Source organism: Sphingomonas hankyongi, from assembly GCF_023516575.1.
Classification (GTDB): domain Bacteria; phylum Pseudomonadota; class Alphaproteobacteria; order Sphingomonadales; family Sphingomonadaceae; genus Sphingomicrobium; species Sphingomicrobium hankyongi.
Genome location: NZ_JAMGBE010000001.1, coordinates 84,921 through 98,074, shown reverse-complemented (window position 1 = coordinate 98,074; position 13,154 = coordinate 84,921). Strand labels below are relative to the sequence as shown.

The following is a 13,154-nucleotide window of genomic DNA, read 5'->3' as shown; positions in this document are numbered from 1 at the left end:
ATCGAAACGCTAATGCCCAATCGCCGCCGTATTTGGAAGGCAGGGCCGCGCAGGTGAAAAAGGCAATCATCCTCTCCGCAGGTCAGGGCTCGCGGCTTGGCCACCTGGTCGACGACCGGCCCAAGTGCCTGATCGATTTCACCGGACGCAGCCTGCTCGACCGGCAGCTCGACACGCTCGCAGCGAATGGAGTCGACGAAGCGGTGGTCGTGACCGGCTTTCGCGACGACCAGATCGAAGCCGCGCTGGCACAACGCAGCGGCGGTCCGCGCACCCGGACCATCTACAATCCCTTCTACAAGGTCGCGGACAATACCGGGTCGCTCTACATGGCCCGCGAGGAGCTTAGCGGCGACACCCTTGTCTGGAACGGGGACACCTTGGTTTCCAACGCGCTGATGCGCCGGGTCGTGGAAAACGACCGGCCTGGCATCTGCGTCACCATAGACCGCAAGGCGGAAGGCTATGACGACGACGACATGAAGGTCGTCGAGGATGGCGGCCTTCTGAAAGCCATCGGCAAGCGGCTGAGCGAAGGGGTCAACGCGGAGTCGATCGGCTTGCTGGCGTTCCGAGCGGGCGGCGCCGAGCGCTTCCGCGAAGCGATCGAGCGCGCGATCCGCACCCCTGAGAGCACCACGATCTGGTACCTGCGGGTCATCCACCACCTGGCGCAGAGCAGCGAAGTGTGGACGCTCGACATCAACGGCGAGGAATGGGGCGAGGTCGACTTCCCGCCCGACGTCGAAGCCGCGCGTGAGCTGACCTCGCGTTGGGACGCGGAAGCGAAGCCAGCGGCGGCCTAGAAGCCTGTTTCCCGAAGCGGAGAGCTTCGGGGGCGGGCCAATCTGTCAAAAAAGCTAAGAGCGCTCGGCTGTCGCGTGCATTCCCAACCTTTTCTTTGCGGACGCCAGCTGAGCCTTGAAACGCGGATCGTCGCGGATGGGATCGAGATCGGGATCGACTTCCAGATGCCGCATCAGCGTCGTGCTGTTCAGGCGTTCGAAAAACGGCTCCATCACCGTTACCGCCTCGTCGAGGTCGCCGATCTGCCGGATGATCGTGCATGCGAGGTTGTACCGCATGTTGAGGTTCTCGGGATCGAGCAACAGCGCCCGATGCATCCATTCACGCGCGCGCTCCCTGTCGCCGGACATCGCGAAGGAATATGCGCCGACGGCCATTGCGGTCCCGTTGGTGGGGTCTTTCGCCAAGGCGCGTTCGGCTCGCTCGGCCGCCTTTTGCGCCGCCAGCCGCATCTGCTTCTCATCGCCTTGCGAATCGTAACATGTGATGAGCATCATCGGATTGGACCAGTCGGTATCCATCAGCGACGCCGCTTTTTCGAAGTAGGGGATCGCATCCTGGATGCGGCCGTGCCGGAACAGCATTCGAGCAACCTCGCGGTTCGCCTCCCAACAGTCTGGATCGAGCCTCAGCGCGGTGCGCATCTGCTGCTCTGCCTCATCGGCATGGCCTTCTTCCTCGAGATAGCGCGCCTTGATGCAGTGGGCTTCCGCAAGGTTTGGATTGATCTCCAGCGCGCGTTCCGCGGCGGGCAGGGCGTTTTGTTCCTGTCCATGAACGAATTTGAGGTCCAGCTGAGCAAGGGCCATCAGCGCCCAGGCCTGCGCGTAATTCGGGTCGAGGGTGGTCGCCTGACGACATAGTTTGACGATCGCTTCTTCGCGTCGCGGATCGCCGAACGTTCCGCTGATCCATTGCTGCCGCGCCATGAGATAGACGTTGTAGGCTTCGACGCTCGAAGTGCCGCGGCTCTCGATGGCCTTCTTTTCTTCCGGAAGAAGCTTGACCTTTAGCGCATCGACGATTGCATTCGAGATTTCGTCCTGGATCGCGAATATATCGGTCAGATCACGATCGTACCTCGCGGCCCACACATGATCGCCCTTGAGGCCGTCAATCAACTGAGCGGTGATACGAACCCGGTTTCCGGCTTTGCGGACGCTGCCTTCGAGCACGTGCGACACGCCGAGCTTCTCCGCGACTTCCTTCACGTCCAGCGACACGCCTTTGAACGTGAACGACGTGTTCCTCGCGATGACCGACAGCGCCGACACATTCGAAAGGTCGGTGATGATGTCCTCGCTGATTCCGTCGCTGAAATATTCCTGCTCAGCCTCGCCGCTCATGTTTGCGAAGGGGAGAACGCAGATGGAATGGACGACCTTCTGGGATTGCTCCGGTTGGGTATGCCTTGCCGACGCGGCCTTGCCGTCGTCCGTCTTTTCCAGCGCCCTAAGCAGTAATTCAAACTGATGCGGCTCCCCTCGACCGGTCCAGTTCCCCAGATCGATCGATTGGAACTGACGAAACCCGAGGGGCGGCCGAACGCCGTTCAATACGACGGGCACCAGCCGTCCGGAGTCCCGGCCCTCCGCGGCCTCGTCCTGCACCCAGGAGGATTTCACCGATGTCTCGGTCCAGAGGACCAGCACTGCATCGGCATCTTGCAATGCCTTGTCGATTTCATCGGAAAAGTGGGAGCCGCCCTGAATTTCGCGGTCCCACCAGACGCTGTGACCGCATTGGCCGATAAGCTCCGCCAATTGCTTGGCGAGCTCTACATCGTCACGCGCGTAGCTGAGAAAGACGCGTGCCATCGACCTCCCTCGACGAGATTGTGCGGCACATTGCTCCGTTAAATTAATATCATCAAGCGGGACATTAACATCGCCGATGGGTCGAAAGTGGACGTCGCCCATTGCGTTCGCGGTTTCACGGCGGTTCGACGAACGGTTGCCCACGTAAGGCGTGTTGGGCGGAGACCGGATTTGTCCTGATGTGTGTTGGGTCCCGCAAGTAGCAGCCTACCCGCAAGTACGAATGCTCAAGAGGAGCAGCTGGGCAATGGCACTCGGGTTGCGTGCGAGGTCCTTCAGGCCGCCAAAGAGTGATCTGGAATGTTCGATCCCCACTGGTGAAATCCGGAAGCTGGCCGACAGCTTCTACTTCCAGCTTGAGGCCTTCCTGGACAGCTGGCGTCGCGAGGGCATCGGAGAGGACGTCGTGCGCACTGCCCTAAAGCGCGCCGAGGCCACCTCGCTGGCGATGGAAGACGTCGGCAGGCGGCTCAAGGGCCAATGAATCCCGCTGCGTTCCGCTGGCTCGTGATCATGTCAGCGGCGATGATTCCCATTGCGATCGCCGAGGCTTCGCCGCGGGCCTCCAGCCGGTGGCATCCTTCGGAAAAACGTTATCCCTTCCAGGGTATCGACGTCTCGCACCATCAGGGGCGGATTGCCTGGGAGAGGCTGCCGCGCCAGGGTGTGGACTTCGCCTATATCAAGGCAACTGAGGGCGCGGACCACGCCGACCGGCGCTTCTCGATCAATTGGCGGGAAGCCGACGCGGCAGGTATCCACCGAGGCGCGTACCATTTCTTTACGCTCTGCCGAAGCGGGCGCGATCAGGCGGCCCATTTCGTGCGGCACGTGCCGGTCGATGCGGGAGCGCTGCCGCCTGCCGTGGACCTCGAATTCCCCGGCAACTGCAAGCGCCGGCCTTCCCGGGCGAAATTTCACAGGGAGCTCGGTGATTTCCTGCAGATCGTGGAGGCGCGCTACGGCCGGCATGCCGTTCTCTATCTCACCCCTCACTTCGACAAACGCTACCGGGTCAGCGCAACCTTCAAGCGCCCGCTCTGGCTTCGCAGCATCCGGTCCAAGCCTCGCTTCGGTGCGCGTCAGTGGACGATCTGGCAGGCGTCGACCACCCGCAGGCTGAAGGGCGTGCGCGGCCGCGTGGATTGGAATGTCGCACGAAAGCACGCGTTATTGTGAACTGGGATTATCACTCGATCTCACGATGCCAGGGCAATGCCGCACGCCGCCAACGTCCGCTACGGGTCGAAAGCGAACCTAAGGCTGGAAAGTCCGCAATGGGTGGAAGGCGGACGTTAGGATCCCATCAATTGGGCACGGCCACCATCGCGTCTTTGAAGGGAAGCATCGGGAGGCCGTGCGCCTTGCAGAACTTATAGGTCCCAAAGTGCTCGACGACGGCGCGAGTCTCGCCGGCCGATGGGGGTCTCCCGGCCCGTCGGACATTGTCGACGATATCGCCGTTCATGTAGTCGAGATATTCTGTTCGGGCTCGAACCTGCTCGATTTCCCGAATGATGGAATAACGGACCGATGGGTCGAGCGGCAGACGATGAGTAAGCGCGATGAGCGCCTCATCAGATTCGTTGTTTGCGGCGTTGGCTTGCTCGATTTCGGGAAGTTGGCCGTAGTGACCCGTCAATTGCGCGCGCAGTGATGGCTCAAGGCGCTGGACAGTGCCGTCACTGATGGCCGCCCGCCACGCGTCGGCCGAATAATTCTTGCTCGGCTGCATGACGACATAGTGGAAATTTTCGTCGCGATAGAGCGGCGCGGGGGTCAACGTCGCGCCGCTGGCGAGCACGCGGTCGCGGAGAAGCTTCAGCTGCGCCTCGACGCAGGGATAAACGACCCGATATTCAATGGCGTAGACGTAATGGTGCACCATTTCGTCGCGTACCGCCTTCATGGTGACGCTCATCTGGCTTTTTTGTGCCCGACCGTTGGCCCATTGCTGCGCGGCGAGCGCGATGAGCACGCCGAGCGTGACGATCACTAATTCGATGGTGATCGCCGTCCAATCCTGGGCGCGAAGTTTGGCTACGGCGCGTTTGAAGATCATTGATCCCACCCGGCAACCTGTTTCGAGGTATCATCGCATGTTGGCGAATGTCCGCAATGGGTGGAAAGTTGACGCTTCGCAGGCCGACATTTGCATGAGGTGCAGAGACAGCTAACAATCCGCGATGAACGCACGAATGGTCGTCATCAGCGCCGGGTTTCTCCTTGCTGCTCTCCTATTCTTCGTCCTTCCAAGCACGCCCGGCGTGACAGGCGGCATCGACGTTGAGAGGCGACTAATTTCCGGTGTCCTCACGGCGGCGTTCTTGCTCGCGGTCGTGTGGCTGGTGAAGGGCAGAAAGTAACCCGTTAAGGCGGACCGCTAGCGTCAGGAATGGGTCGGAAGCTGTCACGGCAGCTTTGGGTGGAAAGCGGACACGGGGCACAAGTCTCACCATGATCGGACCTCTCCACCGAGATCGAAGGTGATCTCAGCAGAATGGCGCGCGGGAGCATGATCGAGAAGGAGCGCGGCAATAAAATCCGCCAAGCGTTCCGCATAGCTGTCGGGTAGCTCAGCGACCTCGGAGCGGGAGCCATCGATCGCTACCTCCATGATGTGAAGGACTCGGACCTTGTACAGGCCAACTTTGCCGTCGCCTTGGACGTCGACGACTTCCTGCTCGACGGTGGAAACGGATTGCTCCGTTCCGTCGGCACAAAATAGTACGTAATCACGCGTGGGATTCTGCCAGTGAATTGAACGTGTCGTCATATACTCGCCCGTCATCCGGTCGATGGCTCGAGACTGTTTTCCGCCTATCAAGGGGTCGCCACGCTCAAACCGGATCGGGGGGTCCTTCCCATCGACGTAGTCGAGGAAGCTAGCCGAAAAAAGTGGCCCACGCGGCTCCCCGTGTAATGCCGCGCGTCGCATTGACAGGAGACGGTCTGGACTCCGGCCGGCTCTCCTCAGCTTCCCCTCTAGTTGCTCGTCTGCCTCGATATAGGCTTTCACCGAGGTGCGAACCTCGGTCGACAGATCGCGGCGGCTAAGAAGACGTCTAAGCGCCGTCAGTTTTGGATCGGCTAGCGCCTTTCGTAGCCACTCGAGAATAGGATCCATGCTTCATCAAGGTCACACAGCATCCAAGTGTCTGCAATGGGTCGACAGACCTCGCGTCCGGTTTGGGTCGAAAGCTGACGTTGCAGCTGATACGTCCGCGCCGTGGATGAAAGTCCGTTGAAGATCGCCGTTGGCGACGAGAACGTTTCGGCACTGCTGATCAGGCCGGCTGAAGCCAAGGCTCTCTATCTCTTCGCCCACGGGGCCGGTGCGGGGATGACGCACAGAGCGATGGAATCCAACGCGCAGGGGCTGGCCGAACGGGGCATTGCGACCCTTCGCTATCAGTTTCCCTACATGGAAAAGGGCTCCAGGCGGCCGGACCCGCCACGCATTGCTCATGCCGCCGTTCGTGCGGCCGCGACGGAAGCGGCCCGGCTCGCGCCGGATTTGCCCCTCTTCGCCGGCGGACGGTCGTTTGGCGGGCGAATGACGTCGCAGGCACAGGCGGTCGAGCCGCTTCCTGGGGTAATCGGGCTGGCGTTCCTTGGCTTCCCGCTGCACCCGGCAGGCAAGCCGGGAATCGAGCGCGCCGAGCATCTGCGGCAGGTCCAGGTGCCGATGCTGTTCGTGTCTGGGACGCGCGATGCGCTGGCGGAGCGGCACCTGCTCGAACCGGTCGTGGCGAAACTCGGTGACCGAGCGACGCTTCACCTGGTTGCCGAGGGCGACCATTCCTTCAGGGTCGCGGCCAAGAGCGGTCGGACTCCGGCCGAAGCGGAGGCCGAAGCGCTCGACGCGCTTGCGGAGTGGATGCGGCGCTTAAGCTGAGGGCGGCAGGAACCTGCCGACGATGTCGCGGGCAAGGCGAACCGGCCGGAGGCTCGCGGCATCGAGGCAGCACCACGTACTCTTGACCTCGCTCAGCACATCCTGGCCGCGCCGCACGATCGTCGTGAAATAAGCGCGGGCGCCCTCGACCTTTTCCGCGATGACTTCGGCGACGACCGCGTCCTGGAGGAATGTTGGCTTGAGGTAGGAGATCTCGTGCTTGAGCGCGACCCAGAGGTGGCTCGCCACCGCATCCGCCGGCGCCACGCTGTTCCAGTAATCAACCACCGCGTCCTGCACCCACTTCAGGTACACGCTGTTGTTCACGTGCCCCATGTGGTCGATGTCAGCAGGCTGTATCGCGATCGTGTGGCGGAACATTCCCGAGAGCCTCAATTCACGCGGCTCAAGCTGTCATTAGCTTACAGCCGTGTCAATAAGGCTCAACGCATCAATAAGGCGGGTGATCCAATCCGGCAGGGCTCTTCGTAAAAATCTCGCAGCCGTCTTCGGCGATGCCGATGGAATGCTCGAACTGGGCCGAGAGAGAGCGGTCGCGTGTGACCGCGGTCCAGCCGTCGTCGAGCACCTTCACGTCGGGGCGACCGATGTTGATCATTGGCTCGATGGTGAAGAACATGCCGGGCCTAAGCTCCGGCCCGGTCCCCGGGCGGCCGGCGTGGATCACTTCGGGGCTGTCGTGGAACAGCCGGCCGAGGCCGTGGCCGCAGAAATCGCGGACGACGCTGTAGCGCTGCCCCTCGGCATGGCGCTGGATCGCATGGCCGATGTCGCCCAGGCGGTTGCCCGGCTTCGCCTGATCGATACCCAGCATCAGGCATTCGTAAGTGATGTCGACGAGCTTCCGCGCCTTCAGCGGAACGTCGCCGACGAGATACATGCGGCTCGTGTCGCCATGCCAGCCGTCGAGGATCGGCGTGACGTCGATATTGACGATGTCGCCGTCCTTGAGCGTCTTGTCGCTTGGAATGCCGTGGCAGACGACGTGGTTGATCGAGATGCAGCAGCTCTTGGTATAACCGCGATAGCCGAGCGTCGCAGGAACGGCGCCGGCATCCAGCATGTGGCTGCGTGCGATATCGTCGAGCGCCTGCGTCGAGACGCCGGGAACGACGTGAGGGACAAGGGCGTCGAGGACTTCGGCGGCGAGGCGGCCCGCGCGGCGCATGCCTTCGAATCCTTCGGGGCCGTGCAGCTTGATGGTGCCGTTGCGGGCTTCGACGCGGTCGTCGGCGGCAACGGTGATATATTGAGTCATGGCTCTTAAATAGGCACGGGGGCCCCGGAAGTCGAATAGGAGCCGAGCCGTTGACCGATCGATCGAGGCAGTGGACCGCAGCACTCGCGGTGATCGGCGACGAGATCCTGTCAGGCCGCACGCAGGACAAGAATGTCGCGCAGGTCGCGACCTGGCTCAACGAGCAAGGCATAAGGCTGGCCGAGGTGCGGATCGTTCCCGACGAGCCCGCGCGGATCGGGGTCGCCGTCAACGAGCTTCGCGCGGCCTACGACTATCTCTTCACGACAGGGGGGATCGGTCCGACCCACGACGATATCACGGTCGATGCGATCGCCGCTGCATTCGGCGTGCCGGTCATCGTGCATCCGGAGGCGAGGGCCATATTGGAGGATTATTATCGCGACCGCCCGGGAGGCCTCACCGAGGCGCGACTGAGAATGGCACGGGTGCCGGAAGGCGCCGAGCTGATCCCGAACCCGACGTCGGGTGCGCCGGGCGTCAAGATCGAGAACGTCTACATCATGGCCGGCGTGCCTTACATCGCGGCGAGCATGCTTGAGGCGCTGAGCGGCAAGCTGGAAGGGGGAAAGCCGATCGTATCCGTCACCGTGGGCGCGCGGGCTCCTGAAAGCGACGTCGCCGACTTGCTGCGCGAGACCGAGGCCGCGCATCCGGGCGTGGCGATCGGAAGCTACCCGTTCTTCAGGGACGGGCGATACGGTGCCAATTTCGTGATCCGTTCGGAAGACGGCGACTTGGCGCGAAGCACAAGCGAGGATCTTGCCGACCGGTTGCGGGAAGCCGGCTTCGAACCGGTCGCGGGCGGACTCTGATCAGGCCGCTGCCGCTGCCCGATCCGCTTCGAGCTGGCGCACGTGGCGGCTCAGGCGCTCGTAAAGGAAATCGATGACCGTGCGGACACGCGGCGTGTTCCGGACCCGCTCATGGGTCAGGAGCCAGAGGACGCGGCCGTGATCCTCCTTGGGCGGGATGCAGCGGATCAGCTCCGGGTCGGCGTCGCCGACGACGCAGGGCAGGACCGACACGCCAAAGCCCGAGCGGATCGCCGACAGCAGGCCCCATGAGGTCGCGTGATGCATCGCCACGCGATCTTCAAGCTTCAGGCTTTGCAGCCAGGCCTGATAGTGATGCCAGAGCTTTTCGCCGCCGCCGCCGACGATCGCGTGATGCCGAAGGTCCCTGACGCTGGTGGGGCGACCGTGGCGCGCGGCATAGTCCCGGCTGCAATAGAGCGTCCAATCGTCAACGCAGAGCCGCCTGCCGACCAGGCCTGCCGGCTGCTTCATCGAGCTGCTGCGTAGCGCGATGTCCGCTTCGCCGGCGCCAAGGTCGCGTAACGTGCTCGCCGTATCCAGCTCGATAATGATCTCGGGATGCGTCTCGTGGAGCTCGCGGAGGAGCGGGCTAAGCAGCGAAAGCGCGTAAATCTCTTCCGACGTGATGCGAACGACGCCGCTGGAGTCCCGCGACTGGGATTCGGCTGCGTTAGCGAACTTCGAAATGACGACCTCTACATCGCGAGCCTGAGCGAGCAGCTCCTGGCCGACGGGCGTGAGCGCATAGCCGGCCTGCCTCTTCTCGAAGAGCTGGATCCCAAGGGCCGCCTCGAGCGCGGCAATCCTGCGGGCGACTGTTGTCTGGCTGACGCGCATCGACCTGCCGGCAGCGAGCGTGCTGCCGCCATTCGCGACCGCGAGGAAGTAGCGGAGGTCGTTCCAATCGAGCATCGGCCAGCATCCTAGCGCCTTTCAGGCGCTGAGCGTGTTCTGCAATTTTGCAGAATCATATCACGACATCGTTGCTCACGTAAGTTTCGAAAGGAGACTAAATGGAGGGTCGCACTCGAACAGGAGACGCGACGTGAAAGCCATCAATATCGTGATCGCCTCGGCGCTGATCACCGCAGCCGCCATCAAGGCTGCCCCCGCCTTTTCCGAGCCAGCGACCCCCGAGACGAACGTCAGCATCGTCCGGACCGCGGACCTCAACCTAAACGATGCCGCCGGCCAGCGCGCGCTCGAACTCAGGCTCGTACAGGCGGCGCGAGAGGTTTGCGGAACCGCCTCCGACGTCGACCTTCACGGGAAGAATGCAGTCCGCGCCTGCCGCGATGACGTCCTCGCTCGCGCTCACGAGCAGCGCGATGCGATACTGGCGTCGAAGGATGGAAACGACAGCATCCGCGTGGCCATCGCACGCTGACCGTCCCGCTTGCCCCAATTCCCGCGCGTCTTTAGGCGGCTCCCCTGCCGAGACGCGCGGGATACTTCACATGAGACTTTCCCAATTCGAGGCTTTGAGCTTCGACTGTTACGGAACCCTCATCGACTGGGAGACGGGCCTGACCCGGGCCCTCGCGCCGCTTGCCGAACGCGGTGAAGTCTCGCCTGAGGACATTCTCCAGATCTACGGCCCGGTCGAGCACGAGACCGAGGAGGAACATCCGGGCCTGCGCTATTCGGAGCTCCTGGAGCGGGTTTACGAGCGACTGGCATCTCGCCTCGGGGTGTCGGCATTGCCCGATGAAGCGAGGGAGTTCGGTGCGTCCGTCGGTGACTGGCCGGCCTTCCCCGATACTCAGGAAGCGCTCCGCTACCTCAAGCAGCATTTCAGACTGATCATACTGTCGAACGTCGACCGGCGAAGCTTCGCGAGGAGCAATGAGCGGCTCGGCGTAGAGTTCGACCATATCTTCACGGCTGAGGATATCGGCTCCTACAAGCCTTCGCTGCGCAACTTCGAATATATGCTGGACAGGTTGCGGGACACGGGGATCGAAAAGGGCCGCCTGCTCCACGTCGCACAAAGCCTGTTCCACGATCATGTGCCCGCGAACCTGATGGGGATCGCGTCGGCGTGGATAGACCGGAGGCATGATAAGCCGGGCTCCGGCGCAACTGTGCTGCCGGACCCGAGGCCGCATTTCGACTTCCGTTTCACATCGATGGGCGAATTGGCCGCCGCCCACCGCGCAGAGCAGGACTAGTCTTCGCACGCGAAACAGCTAGGGCCGCTGCATGCATCAACCGTTGCGCCTGACCATCGACGCCTCCGCACTCCAGTCGAACTGGCGCTGGCTGCAGGAGCGGGCAGGAGTGCCAGCCGGGGCCGCGGTCAAAGCGAACGGCTATGGTCTCGGCGCGCGCGACGCGCTCGATGCGCTTTATGACGCGGGATGCCGGACCTTCTTCGTCTCGACCTATGCCGAAGCCACGGCGCTGGGCGACGTCCCGGAAGATTCCAGCGTCGTCGTGCTGCACGGTCCCGGTCCCGACGACGTCCAGGCGGCGCTGAACTCGCAGGCTCGCCCCGTGCTCAACAGTCCCGACCAGGTGGCGAGGTGGAAAGAGATCGCGCCCGATCGCGCGTGCGATGTGATGATCGACACCGGAATCAATCGGCTCGGCCTGCGCCCTGAACAGAGCGAGCTGCTGGCCGGCCTTTCAATCGATACGCTCCACAGCCATCTCGCGTGCGGCGACGAGAATTGCCCGCTTAATGTGATGCAGCTCGAGCGCTTTCGTGCTGTCGTGGGGGCAATATCCGCCAAGCGCTACGCGCTTGCCAACTCGGCCGGCATTTGCCTGGGGCGCGATTACAGCTTCGACCTCGTCCGGCCCGGGCTGTCGATCTACGGAGGAGTTCCTCGCGCCGAGGCGGAGGGCCAGATCGGCCAGGTGGCTCGAATCGAAGCGCAGATCGTCCAGCGCCGCACTATCCATGCCGGCGAAAGCTGCGGCTATGGGGCAACCTTCACCGCCGATGAGGATACGCAGGCCGCAATCCTGAACATCGGTTACGCGGACGGCTATTTACGCGGCTTCTCGTCGCGCGGAATGGCATTTGCCGGCGAGATCACGCTGCCGGTGATCGGCCGCGTCTCGATGGACCTGATCGCCGTCGGCTGCGACGCCGCACCCGACCTCAAGGAAGGCGACTGGGTCGAGCTCGACTACGCCTTGCCGGACGCGGCGCACCAGTCCGGTCTTTCGCAATATGAGCTGCTGACGACCCTCGGGTCCCGGTTCGCGCGGCGGTGGGTTTAGTCCGCTCTTCGGGCGGCGGCGTCTTGGGCTGATAGCGGCAAAGATCGATCACAGGACAGCGCCAGCATTCGGGCAGCCTGGCTTTGCAGGTGTAGCGGCCGTGCAGGATGAGCCAGTGATGCGCGTCCCGGCGGAAGGGCTGGGGAACGATCCTTTCGAGCCTGGCCTCGACTTCATCGACATTCTTTCCGGGCGCGAGACCGGTGCGATTGCCGACACGGAAGACGTGCGTGTCGACCGCGAAGGTTTCCTCGCCGAAGGCCGTATTGAGAACGACATTGGCTGTCTTCCGTCCGACGCCGGGGAGGGCCTGCAGTTGCTCCCGAGTGCGAGGTATCTCGCCGCCATATTGGTCGATCAGCACCTGGCTGAGGGCGATCACGTTCTTCGCCTTGGTATTGAACAGCCCGATGGTCTTGATCGCGTCGCGCAGACTTTCCTCGCCTAGATCAACCATTTGGCGGGGCGTCTTAATGCGTTCGAAAAGAGGCCGGGTGGCGATGTTGACGCTGGCGTCGGTGGCCTGGGCTGAGAGCACGACCGCAACGAGCAATTGATAGGGATTGGCGGATTCGAGCTCGGTCGTCGGCGAGGGGTTCGCCTCGGCGAGCCGGCGGAAGAATTCGAAAACCTGGTCGCGTTTCACAGGCTGCCGACGACATCCCGCATCGAATAGAGCCCGGCCGGCTTTCCGACGAGGAAGCGCGCTCCGGCGAGGGCGCCGCGGGCGAAGATCATCCGGCTTTCGGCCCGATGAGACAGGATGACGCGCTCTTCCGGGCCCAGGAACAGCACGTCGTGATCGCCGGCGACCGTTCCGCCACGAAGCGAGGCATAACCGACCGAGTGGCCGGCGCCTTCCGCTGCCTTGCCCAGCATCAAGGCCGTGCCCGATGGCGCGTCTACCTTGTTGCGGTGATGAATCTCGAAAATCTGAGCATCCCAGTCTGGCCCGAGCGCTTTCGCCGCCCGCTCGACAAGCTCGGCAAGGAGGGCGACGCCGAGCGACGTGTTCGCGGCGCGGAGCACCGCGACCTGCTTCGCGGCTTGCGCAATCCGATCGTCGGCGGTGCTATCGAGCCCCGTGGTCCCGATGAGGACCGGAATCCCGGCCGAGACCGCGCGATCCAGGCTCGCCTCCAGCGCTGCCGGAGCGGAGAAATCGATGAGGACATCGGCGTGATCCTGGTCGATGACGAAGCCGGGATCGTCCGATGCGGCGGATGCGATGGCCTGGCCCATCCGCCCGCTGGGCGCGAACAAGCTGATGCGTATCGGCTGGTCGGCAGTGCGCATGGCTGCTG

Annotated in this window: 16 protein-coding genes and 1 pseudogene; 9 read left to right on the top strand and 8 right to left on the bottom strand. The window is 63.0% G+C overall.

What is annotated here, in order from left to right; genetic code table 11:
- The first annotated feature begins 53 nt into the window (after positions 1 to 53).
- Positions 54 to 806, top strand: coding sequence for a phosphocholine cytidylyltransferase family protein (locus tag LZ538_RS00510; RefSeq protein WP_249830046.1), 753 nt, complete (start codon positions 54 to 56; stop codon positions 804 to 806).
- Between the two features lie 54 nt (positions 807 to 860).
- Here the strand turns inward: LZ538_RS00510 and LZ538_RS00505 are convergent, their stop codons facing one another.
- Entirely contained in the window at positions 861 to 2,624 is a 1,764-nt protein-coding gene (locus LZ538_RS00505; RefSeq protein ID WP_249830045.1) for a TIR domain-containing protein, read from the bottom strand.
- A gap of 247 nt (positions 2,625 to 2,871) precedes the next feature.
- On the opposite strand from LZ538_RS00505, the gene LZ538_RS00500 reads away from it, so the two are divergent.
- Both LZ538_RS00500 and LZ538_RS00495 read left to right on the top strand, forming a co-directional pair.
- Positions 2,872 to 3,108: a hypothetical protein gene (locus LZ538_RS00500; protein ID WP_249830044.1), complete on the top strand. Its 237-nt coding sequence runs from the start codon at positions 2,872 to 2,874 to the stop codon at positions 3,106 to 3,108.
- Positions 3,105 to 3,803, top strand: coding sequence for a GH25 family lysozyme (locus LZ538_RS00495; RefSeq protein ID WP_249830043.1), 699 nt, complete (start codon positions 3,105 to 3,107; stop codon positions 3,801 to 3,803). Before LZ538_RS00500 ends, LZ538_RS00495 begins: the two co-directional genes overlap by 4 nt.
- Before the next feature lie 127 nt (positions 3,804 to 3,930).
- Here the strand turns inward: LZ538_RS00495 and LZ538_RS00490 are convergent, their stop codons facing one another.
- Positions 3,931 to 4,686, bottom strand: a complete 756-nt coding sequence (locus LZ538_RS00490) for a hypothetical protein (protein ID WP_249830042.1) — start codon at positions 4,684 to 4,686, stop codon at positions 3,931 to 3,933.
- Between the two features lie 136 nt (positions 4,687 to 4,822).
- Between LZ538_RS00490 and LZ538_RS00485 the strand changes: the two genes are divergently transcribed.
- The gene (locus LZ538_RS00485; protein ID WP_249830041.1) at positions 4,823 to 4,990 is read left to right on the top strand and encodes a hypothetical protein; all 168 of its coding nucleotides are present in this window, start codon (positions 4,823 to 4,825) and stop codon (positions 4,988 to 4,990) included.
- A gap of 86 nt (positions 4,991 to 5,076) precedes the next feature.
- Here the strand turns inward: LZ538_RS00485 and LZ538_RS00480 are convergent, their stop codons facing one another.
- On the bottom strand, positions 5,077 to 5,400 hold the full coding sequence (locus LZ538_RS00480) for a hypothetical protein (RefSeq protein ID WP_249830040.1): 324 nt from the start codon (positions 5,398 to 5,400) through the stop codon (positions 5,077 to 5,079).
- A gap of 468 nt (positions 5,401 to 5,868) precedes the next feature.
- Here LZ538_RS00480 and LZ538_RS00475 point away from each other — a divergent pair, with 468 nt between their 5' ends.
- Positions 5,869 to 6,522 (top strand): alpha/beta hydrolase family protein, encoded by a 654-nt coding sequence (locus LZ538_RS00475; RefSeq protein ID WP_249830039.1) that lies wholly within the window; start codon positions 5,869 to 5,871, stop codon positions 6,520 to 6,522.
- Here the strand turns inward: LZ538_RS00475 and LZ538_RS00470 are convergent.
- A complete protein-coding gene (locus LZ538_RS00470; protein ID WP_249830038.1) occupies positions 6,514 to 6,903 on the bottom strand; it encodes an acyl-CoA thioesterase in 390 nt (129 codons plus the stop codon). The two genes, LZ538_RS00475 and LZ538_RS00470, sit on opposite strands and share 9 nt — an antisense overlap.
- A gap of 70 nt (positions 6,904 to 6,973) precedes the next feature.
- A complete protein-coding gene (gene map / locus LZ538_RS00465; RefSeq protein ID WP_249830037.1) occupies positions 6,974 to 7,801 on the bottom strand; it encodes a type I methionyl aminopeptidase in 828 nt (275 codons plus the stop codon).
- 50 nt (positions 7,802 to 7,851) lie between these two features.
- Between map and LZ538_RS00460 the strand changes: the two genes are divergently transcribed.
- The gene (locus tag LZ538_RS00460) at positions 7,852 to 8,616 is read left to right on the top strand and encodes a competence/damage-inducible protein A (RefSeq protein ID WP_249830036.1); all 765 of its coding nucleotides are present in this window, start codon (positions 7,852 to 7,854) and stop codon (positions 8,614 to 8,616) included.
- Here LZ538_RS00460 and LZ538_RS00455 read toward each other — a convergent pair whose 3' ends face one another.
- Positions 8,617 to 9,531: a LysR family transcriptional regulator gene (locus tag LZ538_RS00455; RefSeq protein WP_249830035.1), complete on the bottom strand. Its 915-nt coding sequence runs from the start codon at positions 9,529 to 9,531 to the stop codon at positions 8,617 to 8,619.
- Between the two features lie 133 nt (positions 9,532 to 9,664).
- Here LZ538_RS00455 and LZ538_RS00450 point away from each other — a divergent pair, with 133 nt between their 5' ends.
- The 3 genes and pseudogenes from LZ538_RS00450 to alr form a co-directional block, all read left to right on the top strand.
- A complete protein-coding gene (locus LZ538_RS00450; protein ID WP_249830034.1) occupies positions 9,665 to 10,006 on the top strand; it encodes a UrcA family protein in 342 nt (113 codons plus the stop codon).
- 70 nt (positions 10,007 to 10,076) lie between these two features.
- A complete protein-coding gene (locus LZ538_RS00445) occupies positions 10,077 to 10,790 on the top strand; it encodes a haloacid dehalogenase type II (protein WP_249830033.1) in 714 nt (237 codons plus the stop codon).
- Between the two features lie 31 nt (positions 10,791 to 10,821).
- Positions 10,822 to 11,844, top strand: a pseudogene (gene alr, locus LZ538_RS00440) (alanine racemase); the annotation flags it as partial.
- Here alr and nth read toward each other — a convergent pair.
- Positions 11,729 to 12,496: an endonuclease III gene (gene nth, locus LZ538_RS00435; protein ID WP_249830032.1), complete on the bottom strand. Its 768-nt coding sequence runs from the start codon at positions 12,494 to 12,496 to the stop codon at positions 11,729 to 11,731. The pseudogene alr and the gene nth sit on opposite strands and share 116 nt — an antisense overlap.
- Positions 12,493 to 13,146: a 4-hydroxy-tetrahydrodipicolinate reductase gene (locus tag LZ538_RS00430; RefSeq protein WP_249830031.1), complete on the bottom strand. Its 654-nt coding sequence runs from the start codon at positions 13,144 to 13,146 to the stop codon at positions 12,493 to 12,495. Before LZ538_RS00430 ends, nth begins: the two co-directional genes overlap by 4 nt.
- Between the last annotated feature and the right edge of the window lie 8 nt (positions 13,147 to 13,154).

Bases quoted from the DNA above. Each gene is read 5' to 3' on its own strand.
- LZ538_RS00505 (WP_249830045.1), bottom strand. From the start codon at position 2,624: ATGGCACGCGTCTTTCTCAGCTACGCGCGTGACGATGTAGAGCTCGCC.
- LZ538_RS00500 (WP_249830044.1), top strand. From the start codon at position 2,872: ATGGCACTCGGGTTGCGTGCGAGGTCCTTCAGGCCGCCAAAGAGTGAT.
- LZ538_RS00495 (WP_249830043.1), top strand. From the start codon at position 3,105: ATGAATCCCGCTGCGTTCCGCTGGCTCGTGATCATGTCAGCGGCGATG.
- LZ538_RS00490 (WP_249830042.1), bottom strand. From the start codon at position 4,686: ATGATCTTCAAACGCGCCGTAGCCAAACTTCGCGCCCAGGATTGGACG.
- LZ538_RS00485 (WP_249830041.1), top strand. From the start codon at position 4,823: ATGGTCGTCATCAGCGCCGGGTTTCTCCTTGCTGCTCTCCTATTCTTC.
- LZ538_RS00480 (WP_249830040.1), bottom strand. From the start codon at position 5,400: ATGACGACACGTTCAATTCACTGGCAGAATCCCACGCGTGATTACGTA.
- LZ538_RS00470 (WP_249830038.1), bottom strand. From the start codon at position 6,903: ATGTTCCGCCACACGATCGCGATACAGCCTGCTGACATCGACCACATG.
- map (WP_249830037.1), bottom strand. From the start codon at position 7,801: ATGACTCAATATATCACCGTTGCCGCCGACGACCGCGTCGAAGCCCGC.
- LZ538_RS00455 (WP_249830035.1), bottom strand. From the start codon at position 9,531: ATGCTCGATTGGAACGACCTCCGCTACTTCCTCGCGGTCGCGAATGGC.
- LZ538_RS00445 (WP_249830033.1), top strand. From the start codon at position 10,077: ATGAGACTTTCCCAATTCGAGGCTTTGAGCTTCGACTGTTACGGAACC.
- LZ538_RS00430 (WP_249830031.1), bottom strand. From the start codon at position 13,146: ATGCGCACTGCCGACCAGCCGATACGCATCAGCTTGTTCGCGCCCAGC.